At 68.8% G+C, this 17363-nt stretch carries 16 protein-coding genes and 1 pseudogene; 8 read left to right on the plus strand and 9 right to left on the minus strand.

Annotation, left to right across the window (positions count from 1 at the left end; all coding sequences use genetic code 11):
- The first annotated feature begins 193 nt into the window (after positions 1-193).
- A complete protein-coding gene (locus A5692_RS15610) occupies positions 194-1756 on the plus strand; it encodes a SulP family inorganic anion transporter (protein WP_082962759.1) in 1563 nt (520 codons plus the stop codon).
- 3 nt (positions 1757-1759) lie between these two features.
- Here the strand turns inward: A5692_RS15610 and A5692_RS15615 are convergent, their stop codons facing one another.
- Positions 1760-2617 carry an LLM class F420-dependent oxidoreductase gene (locus A5692_RS15615; protein ID WP_068057408.1) on the minus strand — a complete coding sequence of 286 codons (858 nt, stop codon included), beginning with the start codon at positions 2615-2617 and terminating at the stop codon, positions 1760-1762.
- A 200-nt stretch (positions 2618-2817) separates the two neighbouring features.
- Here A5692_RS15615 and A5692_RS15620 point away from each other — a divergent pair, with 200 nt between their 5' ends.
- Positions 2818-3783, plus strand: a complete 966-nt coding sequence (locus A5692_RS15620; RefSeq protein WP_068057409.1) for a 2-hydroxyacid dehydrogenase — start codon at positions 2818-2820, stop codon at positions 3781-3783.
- 75 nt (positions 3784-3858) lie between these two features.
- Positions 3859-4677: a formate/nitrite transporter family protein gene (locus A5692_RS15625; protein ID WP_068057410.1), complete on the plus strand. Its 819-nt coding sequence runs from the start codon at positions 3859-3861 to the stop codon at positions 4675-4677.
- Between the two features lie 18 nt (positions 4678-4695).
- Here A5692_RS15625 and A5692_RS15630 read toward each other — a convergent pair whose 3' ends face one another.
- Positions 4696-5628 carry an LLM class F420-dependent oxidoreductase gene (locus A5692_RS15630; RefSeq protein WP_068057411.1) on the minus strand — a complete coding sequence of 311 codons (933 nt, stop codon included), beginning with the start codon at positions 5626-5628 and terminating at the stop codon, positions 4696-4698.
- A gap of 116 nt (positions 5629-5744) precedes the next feature.
- Here A5692_RS15630 and A5692_RS15635 point away from each other — a divergent pair, with 116 nt between their 5' ends.
- Positions 5745-6182: an ATP-binding protein gene (locus A5692_RS15635; RefSeq protein ID WP_068057413.1), complete on the plus strand. Its 438-nt coding sequence runs from the start codon at positions 5745-5747 to the stop codon at positions 6180-6182.
- A gap of 20 nt (positions 6183-6202) precedes the next feature.
- On the opposite strand, the gene A5692_RS15640 is transcribed toward A5692_RS15635, so the two are convergent.
- The 4 genes from A5692_RS15640 to A5692_RS15655 form a co-directional block, all read right to left on the minus strand.
- The gene (locus A5692_RS15640) at positions 6203-7561 is read right to left on the minus strand and encodes a wax ester/triacylglycerol synthase family O-acyltransferase (RefSeq protein WP_068057415.1); all 1359 of its coding nucleotides are present in this window, start codon (positions 7559-7561) and stop codon (positions 6203-6205) included.
- Between the two features lie 139 nt (positions 7562-7700).
- Complete coding sequence (malQ, locus tag A5692_RS15645) at positions 7701-9689, minus strand: 4-alpha-glucanotransferase (RefSeq protein WP_156766102.1); 1989 nt, start codon at positions 9687-9689, stop codon at positions 7701-7703.
- A gap of 178 nt (positions 9690-9867) precedes the next feature.
- Entirely contained in the window at positions 9868-11196 is a 1329-nt protein-coding gene (locus A5692_RS15650; protein WP_068057438.1) for an MFS transporter, read from the minus strand.
- A 179-nt stretch (positions 11197-11375) separates the two neighbouring features.
- On the minus strand, positions 11376-11969 hold the full coding sequence (locus A5692_RS15655; protein ID WP_068057417.1) for a hemerythrin domain-containing protein: 594 nt from the start codon (positions 11967-11969) through the stop codon (positions 11376-11378).
- A 180-nt stretch (positions 11970-12149) separates the two neighbouring features.
- On the opposite strand from A5692_RS15655, the gene A5692_RS15660 reads away from it, so the two are divergent.
- From A5692_RS15660 to A5692_RS15670, 3 genes are all read left to right on the plus strand, one after another.
- Positions 12150-13034 carry a cyclopropane mycolic acid synthase family methyltransferase gene (locus A5692_RS15660; RefSeq protein ID WP_068057419.1) on the plus strand — a complete coding sequence of 295 codons (885 nt, stop codon included), beginning with the start codon at positions 12150-12152 and terminating at the stop codon, positions 13032-13034.
- Positions 13035-13164: 130 nt separating this feature from the next.
- The gene (locus A5692_RS15665) at positions 13165-13674 is read left to right on the plus strand and encodes a hypothetical protein (RefSeq protein ID WP_068057421.1); all 510 of its coding nucleotides are present in this window, start codon (positions 13165-13167) and stop codon (positions 13672-13674) included.
- Between the two features lie 142 nt (positions 13675-13816).
- The gene (locus A5692_RS15670; protein WP_068057425.1) at positions 13817-14170 is read left to right on the plus strand and encodes a VOC family protein; all 354 of its coding nucleotides are present in this window, start codon (positions 13817-13819) and stop codon (positions 14168-14170) included.
- A 9-nt stretch (positions 14171-14179) separates the two neighbouring features.
- On the opposite strand, the gene A5692_RS15675 is transcribed toward A5692_RS15670, so the two are convergent.
- The 3 genes from A5692_RS15675 to A5692_RS15685 all read right to left on the minus strand — a co-directional run bounded on the left by A5692_RS15675 (position 14180) and on the right by A5692_RS15685 (position 16515).
- Entirely contained in the window at positions 14180-14446 is a 267-nt protein-coding gene (locus A5692_RS15675) for a YdeI/OmpD-associated family protein (RefSeq protein WP_068057427.1), read from the minus strand.
- 68 nt (positions 14447-14514) lie between these two features.
- On the minus strand, positions 14515-15405 hold the full coding sequence (locus tag A5692_RS15680; RefSeq protein ID WP_068057429.1) for a hypothetical protein: 891 nt from the start codon (positions 15403-15405) through the stop codon (positions 14515-14517).
- A gap of 66 nt (positions 15406-15471) precedes the next feature.
- Positions 15472-16515 (minus strand): amidohydrolase family protein, encoded by a 1044-nt coding sequence (locus A5692_RS15685; protein WP_068057431.1) that lies wholly within the window; start codon positions 16513-16515, stop codon positions 15472-15474.
- A gap of 133 nt (positions 16516-16648) precedes the next feature.
- On the opposite strand from A5692_RS15685, the pseudogene A5692_RS15690 reads away from it, so the two are divergent.
- Positions 16649-17185 (plus strand): annotated as a pseudogene (locus A5692_RS15690) (CoA pyrophosphatase); the annotation flags it as partial.
- Between the last annotated feature and the right edge of the window lie 178 nt (positions 17186-17363).

Consider the following 17363-nt stretch of genomic DNA (forward strand, 5'->3'; position numbering starts at 1 on the left):
TGCGCCTGGAGCGTCGGGTTGCGACGCGGTTGGGTGCCCCATAGCTTCTTTATGTATAGGCACGGCACGCTGATCAGAACAACGACGTTCGCGGCGTCGTGATCGATTGTGCCCCTGTGTTTTACACTGCGATCTCGGCGCGTTACGGGCGGCGACCCGAACGCGCCCCTCATGCATATCCCAGGGAGGGCCGATGCCACACGCCGGGCGGCCAGCTGAAAACGACACCGAGCGAGCGGAACCGGCTCGAGGCGACCGGTGGCGCGCGGCCATTCAGTACGACCTGCCGGCATCGTTGGTGGTCTTTCTGGTGGCGCTGCCATTGTCGCTGGGCATCGCGATCGCCTCCGACGCCCCGGTGCTGTCCGGTTTGATCGCGGCGATCGTCGGCGGCATCGTCGCGGGGTGCGTTGGCGGGTCACCGTTGCAGGTCAGTGGTCCGGCGGCCGGACTCACCGTCGTCGTCGCCGATCTGGTCTCCCAGTTCGGCTGGGCGGTGACATGTTTCATCACCGTCATCGCCGGCGCCCTGCAAGTGATGTTGGGAATCAGCCGAATCGCACGGGCCGCCTTGGCGATCTCACCGGTCGTGGTGCACGCCATGCTGGCCGGCATCGGAATCACGATCGCGCTGCAGCAGGTGCACGTATTGCTCGGCGGCCAATCGCAGAGCTCGGCCTGGACGAACGTCGTCGGCCTGCCTGCCCAAATCGTCGGCGCGCACCGGCCGGGGGTCGTCCTGGGCCTGCTCGTCATCGCCATTCTGTTCGCCTGGCGCTGGGCCCCGGCCCGGGTGGCCAAGATCCCCGGCCCACTGGTCGCCATCGTCGCCGTCACCGTCCTCTCGGTCGCGTTGCCGTTCAACGTGTCCCGGATCAGGCTGGAGGGCTCGGCGCTGGAGGCGTTACAGCTGCCCCAGCTGCCCGAGGGCGAATGGCGGGCGGTCGTGATCGCGGTGATCACCGTCACGCTGATCACCAGCGTTCAAAGCCTGTTGACGGCCGTCTCGATCGATCGCATGCACACCGGGGCGCGCACCGACTTCAACCGCGAGCTGATCGGGCAGGGCGCGGCGAATATGGCGTCGGGCGCGATCGGCGGGCTCCCGATCGCAGGCGTAATTGTGCGCAGCGCGGCGAACGTCAACGCGGGCGCCAAAACTCGCGCCTCGACGATCATGCACGGGGTGTGGGTCCTGCTGTTTGCCGTACCCTTCGCGGGACTGGTCGAACAGATTCCCACCGCGGCGCTCGCGGGGTTGCTCATCGTCATCGGAATCGAGCTGTTGAAGCCGGCTCACATCGAGACCGCCTCGCGCAATGGCGATCTCGCCGTCTATCTGGTGACGATCGTCGGCGTCGTCTTCCTCAATCTGCTGCACGGCGTGCTGATCGGACTCGCTGTGGCGGTCGTCGTCACCGGTTGGCGTGTGGTGCGCGCCAGGGTGGAAGCCAAGCCCGTGGATGGCCAATGGCACGTCTTGATCGAAGGCGCATGCACCTTCCTGGCCCTGCCCCGGCTGACGGGGGTGCTCGCGACGATCCCCGATCGCACCGTGGTCACCATTCAGCTGAGGGCCAGCTACCTCGATCACGCGGCGCACCAAGCGATCAGCGACTGGCGGCGCCGGCATTGCGCCACCGGCGGAGAGGTGAAGGTCAACGACGGGCCGATGGAACCTTATGCGCGCGTGCGTAACTCGTCGAAAGTCAACCGCCCAGCGCGCCTTAGCCTGGTCGAAGCGGACGCCGGCTAGCCGCTACTTCAGGTCGTCGGCGACCCGTTCCAGCGCGGCGAGGTGGTCGTCGACGGTCGCAAGCCCGGCGTTCATGGTGTTGACCGACAGGTGGGTGGCGCCCGCGGCGCGCCAGGCCCCGATGTCGGCGGCGATCTTGTCGCCGTTTCCGGTCCAGCTGACCCGGCCTTCCATGCCGAGGCTCTCCGCGTCCCGGCCGGCGGCCGCGGCGGCGCGCTGCACCTGTGCGCGCGCGTGGTCCAGGCCCGGGCCTGGAGCGGTCATCGGGAACCAGCCGTCGGCGAGCCGTCCCGCGCGTTCCAGCCCGCGGTCGGATGCCGCGCCGATCCACACCGGGATCGGGCGTTGGGTGGGCAGCGGCGCGAGCCCCGCGGCGGTCACCGTGTGGTACTTCCCGTCGAAGGTGACCGATCGTTCGGTCCACAGCCTGCGCAGGAGCTCGATCTGCTCCTCGGAGCGCCGGCCGCGATTGGTGAACTTCTCGCCCAGCGCCTCGTATTCGACGGCGTTCCAGCCCAATCCGACACCGAGCCGGAACCTGCCGCCGGTCAGCAGGTCGACCTCGGCGGCTTGCTTGGCCACCAGTGCCGTCTGCCGCTGCGGCAGGATGATGACGCCGGTCACGAGCTCGAGCGACGTGATCGCTGCCAGATAGCCGAACATGACGAAGGGCTCGTGGAACGTCGAGTCGATGTCGTAGGGGCCGTCCCAGCCCCGGTGCACGCTCGGGTCGGCGCCCACGACGTGGTCGTAGGCGAGGATGTGGGTGAATCCGAGTCCTTCGACCGCCTGCCCGTACGTGCGTACCACCGCGGGATCTCCGCCGAGCTCGGTTTGCGGGAACACGACTCCGATGCGCATTCGGGGTGCAACCAAGCCGCCGCGGGTTTGCTTCCCGCGCGCGACGAAAAAGTTTGGGACGGTGCCGTCTTCGCGCCTCTCGGCAAGTGGTCGCTCGAAGCGACGGTTCTACAGGTGGTACCCGGGGGAATGTCCGACACCGTCGCTGTGAACAACGACCGCGGACACCCGGATATTTCCCCGCGCCCGATGATGGAGGGGTGACGACTGCAAAGATCCCGAGCGCGGTGCGGGTCGGCGCCTTCGAGCGGACATTCGAAGCCGAGCTGACCGCACGCTACGACATCACGAAGCTTCCCGACGGCCCCGGGCGGGCGGCCTTCCTGGCCGAGCACGGGCCCGACATCCGGGTGGTCATCACATCGGGGCCGCCCGGCCTCGGCGCCGACACGATCGCGGCGCTGCCCAACTTGGAGGTGATCGTCAACAACGGGGCCGGGGTGGACATGATCGATCTGGCCGCGGCGCAGCGCCGCGGAATCGGCGTCAGCAACACCCCCGACGTCCTGTCGGACACCGTGGCCGACACCGCACTGGGCCTGATCCTGATGACCCTGCGCCGTTTCGGCGCCGCGGACCGCTACGTGCGGGCGGACCGATGGGTACGCGACGGCCCTTTCCCGTATGGCCGTGACGTCAACGGTCTGCAGGTCGGGATCCTCGGCCTGGGCCGGATCGGCTCGGCCATCGCGACCCGTCTGCTCGGCTTCGACTGCGCCATCGCGTACCACAATCGCCACCGCATCGACGGGTCGCCGTACCGCTACGCCGATTCGCCGGTTGAGCTGGCCGAGTCGGTCGACGTACTCGTCGTGGCCACCACCGGCGATCCCCAGGCACGCCAGCTGGTCGACCGCACCGTCCTCGAGGCGTTGGGGCCGGAGGGTTACCTGATCAACATCGCCCGCGGCAGCGTCGTCGATCAGGACGCGCTCGTGGAGTTGCTGGCCGGCGGCGCCCTGGGCGGGGCGGGGCTGGACGTCTTCGCCGACGAACCCCACGTGCCGGCCGAGCTGTTGACGCTGGACAACGTGGTGCTATTCCCGCACATCGGCAGCGCGACCGCCCGCACCCGCAGGGCGATGGCGCTGCTGGCGATCCGCAACCTGGAGAGTTACCTCGACGGGGGCGAACTGGTGACACCGGTGCTGCGTCCGCGCAGGTGACGGCGCGACGGCTCGTGTCAGATGTCTCACACCGGATGGTCCGCCCGCCGAATAACGGGTATCTGGCCATCCACCATGAGTGAGACGACCCAGCGCGAGCTCGGACAGACCGACAGCCCGATCGAGGACGAGCTCGAGGATGCCTTCAGCAGGATGCTGAGCGAGGGCACCCAGCGCCTGCACCGCACGTGGCGCGGCGTGCTGGTCACCGGCTTCTTCGGCGGCACCGAGGTGGGGATCGGGGTGCTCGCCTATCTGGCCGTCCTCGACGCCACGCACCGTCCGCTGCTGGCCGGGGTCGCGTTCTCGATCGGCTTCCTGGCCCTGCTGCTGGGGCGCAGTGAGCTGTTCACCGAGGGCTTCATCATCCCCGTCGTCACCGTTGCCGCCAAGCGCGCCAGCCTCCCGCAGCTGCTCAAACTGTGGGGCGGCACCATGTTCGCGAACCTCGTGGGCGGCTGGGTGATCATGTGGCTGATCATGACCGGGTTTCCCGAACTGCACGCGCAGACCATCGAATCCGGCACCCATTTCGCCACCGCGCCGCTGACCGGTCAGAGCATGGCGCTGGCCGTTCTCGGCGGCATGGTCATCACGCTGATGACCCGGATGCAACACGGCACGGATTCCGTTCCCGCCAAGATCGCCGCCGCCGTCGCGGCCGCCTTCCTGCTCGCCGGGCTGCGGTTGTTCCATTCGATCCTTGATTCGCTGTTGATCTTCGGTGCGCTGGCCACGGGCCACGCACCGTTCGGCTACCTGACCTGGCTGGTCTGGTTCGCCTACACCGTGGTGGGCAACATGATCGGCGGGCTGCTGTTCGTGACGTTGCTGCGGTTGCTGCGCAGCAAGGACCGGCTCGAGGAGGAACGCGCCGAGGCCGAGTCCACCTGACGAGCTCACTCGTGCGTGTCAAAGCAGTTGCGGCATAACCTCGCTCGCCACCAACTCCAGATGCGCCAGATCGGACAGGTCAAGCAACTGGGTGTATACGCGCTGCACGCCGATCTGTTTCCAGGCGCCCAGGTTGTCGACGATCTCGGCGGGCGTGCCGACGAGCGGGCTGTTGCTGCGCAACTCGTCGAGGTCACGCCCGATCGCCGCCGCGCGGCGGGTAACCTGCTTGTCGTTACGCCCGGCGCACAACACGAACGCGCTCGAGTAGACCATCGAATCGGCGGGCCTGCCGGCCGCGGCGACCGCCTCCGCCACGCGTTGATATTGCTTTTCCACGACGCCCATCGGCGCGAACGGAACGTTGAACTCGGCCGCGTACTTCGCCGCCAGCCGCGGGGTCCGCTTGGCGCCGAGGCCGCCGATGACGATCGGTGGGTGCGGGCGCTGCGTCGGCTTGGGCAGCGCCGGTGACCCGGCGATGGTGTAGTACTCACCGGCGTAGTCGAAGGTCTCACCCGGTTCGGTCGCCCACAGCCCGGTCACGATGGCCAGCTGTTCGCTGAGCCGATCGAACCGCTCGCGCAGCGGCGGAAACGGAATCCCGTACGCCTGATGCTCCTTCTCGAACCAGCCGCTGCCCAGGCCGAATTCGACGCGACCCGAGCTCATCTCGTCCACCTGGGCCACCGCGATGGCCAGCGGACCCGGATAGCGGAACGTCGCGGAGGTCACCAGGGTGCCCAGCCGGATGCTCGATGTCTCCCGCGCGATCGCACCCAGGGTCACCCAGGAATCGGTGGGGCCCGGCAGGCCGTCGCCGCTCATCGCCAGGTAGTGGTCGGACCGGAAGAACGCTGCGAAGCCCAGCTGTTCCGCGGTCTGGGCAACGGCGACCTGATCGGCGTAACGGGCGCCCTGCTGCGGTTCGATGAATGCCCGGAATTCCATAGGATCCCTCTGTATATCGTTGTACGGCAAGCCCATTCCGGATGTGTATCCGCCTGTGGCCAAAGCGAGACGGCCAACAAGTTAACACCACGCCCGCAACTGGGTATGCCCTTAGCATGACCTCACTTCTTCCACCGACGGTCGTGACTCCCGCGCGGTTGACCTGTGCCGGTGCCGCCGACGCCGGTACGGCGGCCGAACTTCGCCGCGCCCTGCGCCGGTGGCTTCAGGACGTGACTGAGGCCCCCGCGGAGGTTCGCGACGACATCATTCTGGGCGTCAACGAGGCGCTGGCCAACTGCGTCGAGCACGCCTACCGGACCCACCGCGCGGCGGGCACCATGAAACTGCAGGCGAGCCACGACCCCGCCGCCCAGTCGATCAGCGTGTGTGTCAGCGACCGCGGATCCTGGCACCAGCCCTCGCCGCAGCGCCTCAGCGATCCCCGCCGATCCCGCGGCATCATGCTGATGCACGCGCTCGCCGACCACTGCACCATCAACGCCCGTCCCAACGGCACCACGGTGTGCCTGGACTACACCACCAGGCCCTAGGCGTCCTCGCCGCGATCCCGCTACACGCCGACGGCGCGCTCCAGGTCCTTCAGCGACGTCTCCAGGTGGCCCAGCAGCCGCTGCAGGTGCGGGACGCTGCGGCGGCAGCCCACCAGGCCGAAGTCGAGGTTGTCGGCGTTGTTGGTCACGGTGATGTTGACCGCCTGGCCGTCGAGCGGGATGGATAGCGGGTAGTTTCCATCCAGCCGCGCGCCACGCCAGTACAGCGGCTCGGAGGGGCCGGTCGACACGTTGGAGATGACGATGTTGAACGGCGGTGACGCCGCCGACAGGTAGCCGGGGATCAGCCCGAAGAACAGGCCACCGATGTTGAATGCCGACAGGGCCAGTTGCTGAACCGGGGGCAACTGCTGGAACACCTCTTTGGTGTCGCGAATCGACGTGCTGATGATCTCGAGACGCCGCGCCGGGTCGTCGAGATCGGTTGCCAGGTTGCACAGGAACGTGCCGACCTGGTTGCCCCCGCGGTCGTCGTCGGCCTTGCGGAGATTGACCGGAACCATCGCGGTCAGCGGGGAGTCCGGGAGCGCGCTCTGGTCGAGGAGGTAGGCGCGCAGCGCCCCGGCGCACATGGCGAGCACGACGTCGTTGATCGTCACCCCGGCCGCCGACTTGACCGCTTTGATCCGGTCCAGGGACCACGACTGGGCGGCCACCCGCCGGGCGCCGCCGATGCGGACGTTGAACATGCTTCGCGGCGCACGGAACGGCAGCGTGAGCTGCTGCTCGAGGAGCGCGGCCCGCGCCAGCTTCAGCGTGGACGGTGCCAGGGCGAGCGCCGAACCGGCGACGCCCCCGGCGCGCCCGAGCAGCGACCGGCGCTTGTGCCCCCCGCTTCGCTTGCGCGGCCCGAGGGCCCACGGAACGCGCACTTCGTCGTCGTGCGGGTCGGGGGTGAAGGCGCGCTGCACCAGCCGCATCGCGGACACGCCGTCCATGAGGGAGTGGTGGTACTTGGTGTAGACCGCGTACCGGCCGTCCTGAAGTCCCTCGACGAGGTGGGCCTCCCACAGCGGGCGGTGCCGATCGAGCAGGCTGCCGTGCAACCGGGATGCCAGTTCCAGCAGGTCGCGGACCCGGCCCGGCTCGGGGAGGGCCGAGCGGCGCAGGTGGTAGTCGAGCTCGACGTCGTTGTCGAACGACCACGCGAGGTTGGTCAGGCCGCCGAAGAAGGCGGGGTGCTTGCGGAACGTCGGTTGCACGTCCGTGCACTCGAGCATGGCCTGGTAGGACTCGCGGACGAAATGGGGGCCGGCGTCCTCGGGCGGTTCGAAGAGTTGCAGCGATCCCACGTGCATCGGGTGTTCGCGCGACTCGCCGATGAGGAACAGCGCATCGGTCGGCGATATCGGTTCCATGGTCAACCCCGTTTCTTTCGCTGCACCGTCCGCGCGGTACACGCCCATGTCGTAGTAGCCGCAGCGCGCGTTTGCTAATCGCGAATCAGGACCCGAATCCGGTGATGGGCCGAAGCGCTTGCGGCCGCGGCCGTTTGGGCTACCGCGACTCGCGGAAGGCGGCGGTGATCTCGGCGACCCGGGGGTCGGCCCGCAGTTCCTCGAGAGTTGCCGCCAGCGGAAGCCGCCAGTTCGGATACTCGTCGATGGTGCCCGGCAAGTTGGGCTGGCGGGGTTCGGCCAGCACGTCGTAGGGCGAAATCAACTTCAGGCGGCTGGGGGTAGCCGCCAGCAATCGGTGCATCGCGGTGATGATCGCGGCCTCGTCCGGATCGGGGCCCGTCAGCAGCCCCTCGGCACGCAGCAGCTCCAGCCACTCGGCGCGTTCCTTGTCGGCCACCGACTGTTCGCCCGCCACGTCGTCGAGCAGGCCGAGGTCGGCGCGGACGCGCACGTGTTCGCCGCGCAGAAATCCGGCCGCCGTGGGCAGGTCGTGGGTGGACAGGCTGGCCGCCGCCCGCGACGGCCACCTCGCCGGCGGAAGCAGGGGCTCGTCGGGCGCGGACTGGTCGCGGGTGAACCAGGACACCGCGCACCCGAGCATCTCGTTGTCGGCCAGCGCCTGGGTCACCTCCGGTTCGACGGTGCCGAGGTCCTCGCCAACAACGGTGGTCCCCGCCCGGTGCGCCTCCAGCGCCAGGACCGCCAGCATGACGTCGGCGTCGTAGTGGACGTAGGTGCCGCGATCCGGGCCGTCGCCAGGGGGAATCCACCACAGCCGCCACAGCCCGGCCACATGGTCGATCCGCAGACCATCGGCGTGGCCGAGCACCGCGCGCAGCATGTCGCGCAGCGCGGCATAGCCGGTGGCGGCGAGGCGGTCCGGCCGCCACGGCGGCAGTCCCCAATCCTGTCCCCGCGGGGTGAAGTTGTCCGGCGGGGCCCCGACGCTCACCCCGGCGGCGAGCACGTCGGCCAACGCCCACGCGTCGGCGCCGTTCGCGTCCACACCGACCGGCAGGTCGTGCAGGACGCCGAGCGCCATGCCCGCGTCCCGTGCGGCGTTGCGCACGGCGGTCAGCTGCTCGTCGCAGCGTTGCTGCACCCAGGCATGGAACGCCACCCGTGGCGACAGCTCACGGCGGGCCGCCGCCACCGCCGGCCCGGCGACGTCACGCAGCGGCGCGGGCCAGCGGGTCCACCGGCCGCCATGGCGCTCGGCCAGCGCGCAGTACGTGGCCCAATCCCGCAGCCCCGTCCCGGCCCCCGATTCGTCCAGCGGGCTGGGGCGGCCATCGGCACGCCACAGCAACTCCAGGGCCGACCGTTTGGCCGCCCACACGAGGTCATAGTCGACCCGCTCGGTGGTCGCCGAGACCCGGAGCGCGTCCACCTCCGCCCGGGTGTCGGAATCGGCCCGGCGGTAGGCGTCGAGGTCCTCGACCCGCAAGGCCAGCGGGTTGGCGAACCGCCGGCTCGACGGGGTGTAGGGGGACGGCTGCACCGGATGCGTCGGTCCGGGGGCGCTGAGCGGGTTGAGCAGCACCGCGCCCGCCCCGTGCTCGGAGGCCGTCCACTCGACGAACTCCCGCAGGTCGCCCAGGTCGCCCACGCCCCAGGACCGCGCCGACCGCAACCCGTAGAGCTGCAGCATCCAACCCCAGGTCGCCGGCGTCGGCGGCACCCGCGGCGGCGCGGCCACCAGAGTGGCTTCCTGGCCGTCGCTCAGGTGCAGCCGATACCAGCCCGCGGTCAGGTCGCCGGGCAGCTCGTCACGTACCTCGATCCGGTCGCCGTCCTCGCCCACCAGCAGGGCGGCCCGGGGCAGCGGCCGGGGACGCCCGTCCACCCGTATCGCGACGGTCGGCGCCAGGGCGCCGGCGCGGTCCCGCTCGGCCAGCCGGGCCAACTCGCGGCGCCGGTCGGCTTCGGTCGCGGCGTCGACGTCGAGCAGGCCGAGCACCCGGATGACGACGTCGGCGTCGACCTCCACCGGCTCTCGCCGCTCATTGCGGTATGAGGTCGCCACCCCGTGTGCCGCGGCCAACCGGCGAAGGTCGTCGGGAACCGGCTTGGGCTGCGCCGTCAACGCGACGGCCCGGGTGGGGCGCCTGCGGGGAGACGGTGTTGCTGAAGCACAACGCCTATATACCCAGGCCGGCGATTCTCACACGCGCCCGCCGAAAACCGTTTCGCGGCAGTGGCTTTCACCTATCAGGCACGAAAATGCCGCGTGGTCAACGGGTTTAGGTGTCTGAGCGGGCCGCCTACCGGACGTCGTCGGCCAGCTCGCGGGCCTCCCGCTCGCTTTCCACCGCGGGCCCGGACCCCGGCAGCGGCTTCCCGGCCACCTCCGGGGTGAACAGCAGCGTGGCGGCGCCCACCAGGCCACCGGCGATCAGCATGTAGGCGGGCGCCATGACGTTGCCCGTACCCGAGACCAGCGCCTGGGCGATCAGCGGCGTGGTGCCGCCCACGGCCGATATCGAGATGTTGTACGAGATGGCCAGCGCCCCGTAGCGCACGTTGGTGGGGAACAGCGCAGGCAGCATCGCGGGTGCCGTGCTGTCGAAGCACAGCTCCATCAATCCGATTAGCAGCACGCCCAGGAAGATCACCGGGTAGATGCTGCCGAACCGGATGAGCAGGAACGCGGGAATGGAACCCACGACCAGCAGCGCGCAGCCCGTCCACATGATCGGTTTGACGCCGATGCGGTCGGACAGCGCGGCGACCAGCACCACGGTGACCATCAGGATCGCCAGCGTCACGACGATCATCACCAGCCCGGCGGTGTGACCGACGCGCACGAACAGTTTCAGGTACGTGGGCAGGTATCCGGTCAGCATGAAGTCGGCGACCTGTGAGGTCAGCACCAGGGCCGCGCAGATCAGCAGGCCGCGCCACTGGTCGACGACCGTGCGCCGGAACTGCTGCCGGCCGTTGCCGGGCGGGTGCCCGCCGTCCGTTGCCGTCTCGTAAGCCGAGGACTCCTCGAGCCGCAGCCGCAGAAACAGCGCGAACAGGCCGAACGGCAAACCCAGCAGCAGCGGAATGCGCCAGCCGTACGTCAGCATGTCGTTCTCGGGCAGCCAGGTCTGCAGCCCGGTCACCAGCATCCCGGCGAGCACGAACCCGACCAGATTGCCCATCGGCAAAAACCCGACCATCATGCCGCGTTTGTGGTCGGGGGCCTGCTCGACCAGGTAGGTCATCGCGCCGACGTACTCGCCGCCGGTCGACAGGCCCTGAAAGATGCGGGCGATGACGAGCAGGATCGGTGCCCAGATGCCGATGGCGCTATAACCCGGCAGCAGACCCGTCACGGTGGTGCTCACCGTCATCATCAGGATGGTGACAACGAGCACCCGGTGCCGTCCGATGCGGTCGCCGAGCGGGCCGAAGATGAACCCGCCGAGCGGGCGCACCACGAACGCCGCCGCCAGCGTGCCGAAGGTCGCGATGAGGTGGACGCCGCTGACGCTCTTACCGGGAAAGAACACCTGGGCGATGGTGGTGGCGATGTAGCCGTAGACGCCGAAGTCGTACCACTCCATGAAGTTGCCGATGGCGGTCCCCATGATGGTCTGGCGCATGGCCGGGTCGGCGACCCGGATCTCGTTGCGTGCCCATTTCCTCCGGCGGCCCCGTGCACTCATCGACGAATTGCGTACCCAGAAGTCGCGCGGGCCGAACAAATCTCACTCCCAACCGGCTCTATCGTCTCCATCGACCGGTGGCCGATGGTAGCGACCCGGGCCGGGTCCGCGGGAACTCACTGACCTTTCAGGCTGCCGATGCGAAGCGAGAAATCCTGCGGCGCGGACGGTTCCTGCGGCGCGGACTGCGCGGTGGCCTCGACGTCTTCGACATAGCGTTGGGGGTCGCGGTCGACGATCGGCAACCCCTCGGTGGTGGGATGTTCGGCCATGAAATCGCTGTATTGCCGCCCCAGCGCTTCCCGAAGGCCGATGGGGGCGGTTCGACGGAAGTCCGACAGCCCTTCGCGCTCCTCTTCCCCCATGTGCTCGTCGTTGGCCTCGCGGGTGCGTCCGACCGCGGCCCACCACTGTTCGGTGCCGACCTGGGCGGCGTCGGCGTCGCGCACCCCGTCGCGGATGTCGTTGTGGTCCCCGATGGCGTCGAGCGTCTCGCCTTCGGCCTCGTCGGAGCCGCGCCTGAGCAACTGCGGATAGAAGATCTTCTCTTCGACGTAGGCGTGGACGTCCAGCTTGTCGGCGAGGGGGCGCCACACCCGCGCCAGCGCGGCCTGGTCCGTCGGCGTCTGCGCCTGCAGGTAATCCAGCCTGGCGAACTGTTCGCGGAACCACTCGTGGTCGGCGAGGATCAACATGGTGATGTCGGCCATCGCGACGCCCCACCTCCTCACCGCTAAGGTTCGCGGCCATGGTGTCTGATGGCGGCGGAACCAGTCAACCGGGGAACGCGCCGGCGGGGCGGCCCACACCGTGCGGATACACTAGGTCACCAGCATGCCGATCGACAGCGATCGCACGCCGCTGAGCCCCACCGATGTCAGAGGTTGTTTGTGCCGGAAAACCGCAGTGAGCCCGCAAGCCTAGAGCCGCATTTCGAGGACGTTCAGGCGCACTACGACCTGTCCGACGAGTTCTTCGCGCTCTTCTTGGACCCCACGCGGACCTACAGCTGCGCCTACTTCGAACGCGACGACATGACCCTCGAAGAGGCGCAGCTGGCGAAGGTCGACCTGTCGCTGGGCAAGCTCGGGCTGCAAGCGGGTCAGACCCTGCTCGACATCGGCTGCGGCTGGGGCACCACCATCGTCCGGGCGCTCGAGCGTTACGACGTCAACGTCGTCGGCCTGACCCTGAGCCGCAACCAGCAGGCCCACGTGCAGCAGCGTTTGGACCAGAACCCCAGCCCACGCAGCAAGCGGGTGCTGCTGCAGGGCTGGGAGCAGTTCGACGAAAAGGTGGACCGCATCGTGTCCATCGGCGCCTTCGAGCACTTCGGGCGGGACCGCTACCCGGACTTCTTCAAGATGGCCTACGAGGCGCTGCCCACCGACGGGGTGATGATGCTGCACACCATCATCAAGCCCAGCGACGAGGAATTCGCCGAGCGCGGACTGCCCATCACCATGACGAAGCTGCGGTTCATGAAATTCATCATGGACGAGATCTTCCCGGGCGGTGACCTGCCACAAGCTAAGAACGTTGTCGAGCACGCCGAGCGGGCCGGCTTCAGCCTGGGGCTGTACCAGCCGCTGCGCCTGCACTACGCGCGCACCCTCGACACCTGGGCGGCCGCGCTCGAGTCCCGCCGCGACGAGGCCATCGCGATCCAGTCCCAGGAGGTCTACGACCGGTACATGAAGTACCTGACCGGTTGCGCCGACCTCTTCCGTGAGGGCTACACCGACGTCGCCCAGTTCACCCTCGTCAAGGGCTGACCGTACGGGCGCGCTGGCGCGGAACCCGGATCGGTTTATCAGCGCCGGCCCCGGGGTAAAACCACGAGCAACAACCTGACTCGGTACGCACCGACTTTCCTCGGCGCGAAACCGCAGGGAAGGATTGATCGTGAGTGCCAGGCATCGAATGAGCGCGGCGCCGGAGCAAAGACGGCCAGCCGATCCGGCCGCACGCCGCCGCTCGGGTGTCGTAGGGCTGTGTGACGTCGTCTCGGCTTCGGTGGTGTGTGCGGCTGCATGTGCGGCCTTGGTGCTCAACGCGCCCCATCAGGAGAAGCGGACTGTCGAGGCGAGCCAGGAGCCGCCGGCCGCACCCCGGCCGGTGCGGCAGGAAGGCACCGTGATCGCCGTGTCGGAGGGCTCGGTCACCGCGCGCAGCGCCAACGGGTACACCCAGACCTATCTCGTCACGCCCAACACGACGCTCATCGCTCGCAACGGCGGCCAACCCGGCAGCGCCGCACCGCATTTCACCGTCAACGACCACGTCGAAATCGTCGGAACCATTCAGGACGGCACCGCCCTGGCCACCGCGGTGGCCGACCGTGACGCCGGGCACGGGGACGGACCGCCGATGGATTACCTTGACGGGCGGGTCGTTCCGGCCGGCCGCACCTGACACTCGCCCGCCGCCGGGGCCGAATTCGTCAACGACACTGCCGCGCAACATGTCCAGGGCCCGGCGGGTTGTGCTGCCACCCCCTTCTCCTGGTGCATTTCGCGGCCTAGTCTGTATGCCATCCAGCGCCAGAGGAGGGCCCGTGAGCGACCACGAAGTGAAGATGATCGTCCTGTCGACCGATGACCTCGACGAGTCGATCCGGTTCTACAGCGAGACCCTGGGCATGCCGCTGAAGTTCCGCGACGGAGCGCACTTCGCCGCCCTCGACGGCGGCCCGGTCACGCTCGCGCTGGCGACTGCCGTGGACCATCCGATACCGGGTCAGGTCGTCGTCGGCATCAAGACCGCCGACGTCGACGCCGCGGCCAAGGCGGTGGAGGCTAGCGGCGGCGGCATCGTCAAAGCCCCCTACGACGACGCGCACGAACGCCGCGCCGTGGTCTACGACAACAAGGGCAACGGCTTGGTGTTCTACAAGTCGCTGGGCCGCTGACCAGCGAACTCATTTGCCGGTGCGCTCGCGGTGCTTGCACCCCGGCCAGCAGCACGGCCGGCGCTTGCCCTCTTCCAGCTCCTCCTGGGTCCGGCGAATGCGGCGCCGCCTGGTCGCCTCCTGCTTGGCGTCCTCCACCCAGCAGATGAACTCGTTGCGGGCCAACGGTGTGATGTCCTTCCACGCGGCGAGCGCCGTGGCGTTGGCGCTCAGCGAGTCGCGCAGGTCCGCCGGAAGGTCGTGCACCACTCCGCCGGGTATCCGCTGACTGGTCATCGAGCTAGGCTAACCCGCCGTTCAGGACACGTAGTTGCGGGCAGTCCGTCGAGTTGCATTGGCGGCGGCTAAGAAGTCAAATGCGCGCTGTAGTCGTGCAATTCGTCGCGGCGCAAGCCCATCGGAGTCAGGTCCGGGACATCACCCCCGGAGATCACGGCGCGGGTGATCGGGGTGAGCGTTCGAAACAGCGTCTCCACCTCGTCGTCGGTGAGCGCGTCGAGCGCCGACAGGGAAAGCGCATCGGTGGACCGTTCGATGTGCTCTTTCAGTTCGCGGCCGGCCGCGGTCAGCGAGCCGTCATCACCGAGCAGTCCCCGCTCGGCCAGGCGCCGTTCGTGGTGAGCCCACGCCGCCTCGTCGTAATCGCGGGTGCGCGCGATGTACTCGCGGGGCACCCCGCCCGCCGCGGCATGCAAGACGTTGGATTCCCGGCCCGAGATGCCGGCGGCGGCCAGCACGGCCACGTGCCCGTCGCCGCGGTGCTCGCGCAACAGCGTCGTCGCGTGCCACAGCGCGGCCAGCGGATCATCCGGCCAGGGCAGCGCCAGGTTCGCGGCGAACAGCGGACGCCCGTCCAGCGGTGCCTGCCGGGCCGCCTTCCCCGCCAAATCCGCTGCCGTCCGGACGTTTTCGTCCGCGACCAGTCCGTAGCGGCGCAGTGCGACGACGGCGGACTCCTGCCGGGCGCGCAACGCCGCGTCGGGGCCGGCGACCTGCCAGGCCGCCGGCAGCGCCTTGGCGACCCGCTCGGGGGCGAAGTTGTAGAAGACGGCGGTGACCACCTCGCGCGGCACCATGCCCAGCGGCGCCGACCGGGCCGCGAAATAGCCCATCCAGAAGCCGCGGAAGCCCAGCCCGTCCAGCGCCGCACGCGCCTCCGGCGCGAAATATGTCACCGCATGCACCGGCTCGAACCGGTCGAAGAAGCGCCGCGCCAGCACCGGTTCTCTTTGCACCGTCGCAGTTAATCACACGGGCCGGATCGGGCGGTCCGTTGACGGCGCGCCGAATGATCCGATGGCTCAGAGCCTCAGCAGGCGCTCGGCGTTGCGGTGGGCAATCTTTTCCCGATCAACTTCGCTGATGGGCATCCGATCGAGAAACTGCCGGCAGGCGTTGATGTTTCCGTAGGGGTAGTCGGCGGTGAACACCACCCGGTCGATGCCGAGGACGTTCACCATCGCGAGGTAGGCGTTGAAGGACAGACTCCAACTGGGATCCATAGCACCGGGTTCCTGGGTGAAGAAGTCGCCGGCGAGGATGCCGCCGTAGAAGTTCTCCCGAAGGTATTCCTTGACGGTGCGCTTGAGGCCGGTCACCTCTGGCGTGAACGAGTAGTCGGTCCGCCATCCCATCCAGCTCAGCGCCTCGAAGTGGTGGCCGACGATGATCTGCAGCCGGGGGAACCGGTCGAACACCCCGCCCAGGATCAGCCGCAGGCAGTGCACACCCGTGTCGAGGTGCCAGCCCACCCCCGCGCCCGCCAACCGGGCCGACACCTTCGGGTCGAAGCCGGCGTAGTAAGCGTCGATGACCGGCTGCGGAGGCATCGTGGGATGCAGAAAGATTGGCACGCCCAGTGTTTCGGCGGATTCGAAAACCGGCCAGAAAAAGGTGTCATCGAGATAGCGGCCGTTGATGTGACCGTTGATCAGGGCGCCCACGAAGCCGTGATCGCGGACGGTGCGTTCGAGCTCGGCGGCGGCCGCCGCCGGGGCGCGCATCGGCAGGGTGGCGAAGCCGCGGAACCGGTCCGGGTGCCGGCCGATCGCGGCCACCACCGCGTCGTTGGCCCGCCGGGCCAGCTCGGCGGCTCTCGCGGGCTCCAGCGTCTCGGGGCCCGGGACGGAGTGGGAGAGGATCTGCATGTCGACGCCCGCGGCGTCCATCGCGGCGATCCGGCCCTCGCCCAGGTCGTTGATACCCGGCGGCCATTCCCCTTCGGCCCCCGGTGAGCCGTAACCCGCCTCCTTCAGCAGTCCGGTCGCCGCGTTCTGCCGCTGGTTCTGGTGTTCTTCGCCTATCGCCGGGAGCTTGTAGTGCTCTTCGAAACCGATGACCTTCATCCTGCTCCTCCCATCCATGCACACCTACGACACCGGGCCGCAGAGCGTTCACCCGGGTACCCGGCCGGGGGGCGTGTGTCACAGTGCGGCGGCAGTTCGTGGGGTGTCAGAGACACCCGCATAGTCTCGAACCGTGACGATCCCGTACGACGAGGCGCTGCGCGAGCGGATCAGGGACCACCTGGCGGCCCACGGCCGTCGCGAGGTGACCGACCCGACGAAGCGGCACGCGGCGGTCGCCGTGGTGCTGGTCGACTCGACCCCCGGCGAAGACCGGGTGGATCCGGCGCCAGTGGACGAGTGGATCGGTGGCCGCCCGATGCCGGAACCGGGCCTCGACGGCAGGATGGTCGGCGTGTCCGGTGGTGCGGCGTTTCTGTTGTGCCGCAGGGCGTCTCGTCTCAATTCTCATGCCGCGCAATGGGCGCTGCCCGGTGGCCGGCTCGATCCGGGGGAGACCGCGGTCGACGCGGCGCTGCGGGAAATGCGCGAGGAGGTCGACATCGACCTGCCGGGTTCGACCGTGCTCGGCCTGATGGATGACTACCCGACCCGGTCCGGGTACGTCATCACGCCGGTCGTGATCTGGGGCGGCGGTCGCCTGGATCCCCGACCGGCGCCCGACGAGGTGGTGGCGGTATACCGGGTGGGGTTACACCAGCTGCAGCAGCACGGCGCCCGTGGGTGCGTGAATCAGGTCGTTGCCCAACGGGATCTGCACCACCGGGCGGGGGCTCTCCGGGATCGAGATGAATCGCGGAGAGTCGTCGCGCTGCAGCTGGTGTAACCCCACCCGGTATACCGCCACCACCTCGTCGGGCGCCGGTCGGGGATCCAGGCGACCGCCG

This window comes from Mycobacterium sp. E342 (genome assembly GCF_001667665.1).
Lineage (GTDB): Bacteria > Actinomycetota > Actinomycetes > Mycobacteriales > Mycobacteriaceae > Mycobacterium.

Excerpts from the sequence above, each read along its gene's own strand:
- A5692_RS15610 (WP_082962759.1), top strand. The coding sequence starts at position 194 with ATGCCACACGCCGGGCGGCCAGCTGAAAACGACACCGAGCGAGCGGAA.
- A5692_RS15630 (WP_068057411.1), bottom strand. The coding sequence starts at position 5,628 with ATGGAATTCCGGGCATTCATCGAACCGCAGCAGGGCGCCCGTTACGCC.
- A5692_RS15625 (WP_068057410.1), top strand. The coding sequence starts at position 3,859 with ATGAGTGAGACGACCCAGCGCGAGCTCGGACAGACCGACAGCCCGATC.
- A5692_RS15655 (WP_068057417.1), bottom strand. The coding sequence starts at position 11,969 with ATGGCCGACATCACCATGTTGATCCTCGCCGACCACGAGTGGTTCCGC.
- A5692_RS15675 (WP_068057427.1), bottom strand. The coding sequence starts at position 14,446 with ATGACCAGTCAGCGGATACCCGGCGGAGTGGTGCACGACCTTCCGGCG.
- A5692_RS15635 (WP_068057413.1), top strand. The coding sequence starts at position 5,745 with ATGACCTCACTTCTTCCACCGACGGTCGTGACTCCCGCGCGGTTGACC.
- A5692_RS15685 (WP_068057431.1), bottom strand. The coding sequence starts at position 16,515 with ATGAAGGTCATCGGTTTCGAAGAGCACTACAAGCTCCCGGCGATAGGC.
- A5692_RS15640 (WP_068057415.1), bottom strand. The coding sequence starts at position 7,561 with ATGGAACCGATATCGCCGACCGATGCGCTGTTCCTCATCGGCGAGTCG.
- A5692_RS15615 (WP_068057408.1), bottom strand. The coding sequence starts at position 2,617 with ATGCGCATCGGAGTCGTGTTCCCGCAAACCGAGCTCGGCGGAGATCCC.
- A5692_RS15650 (WP_068057438.1), bottom strand. The coding sequence starts at position 11,196 with ATGCGCCAGACCATCATGGGGACCGCCATCGGCAACTTCATGGAGTGG.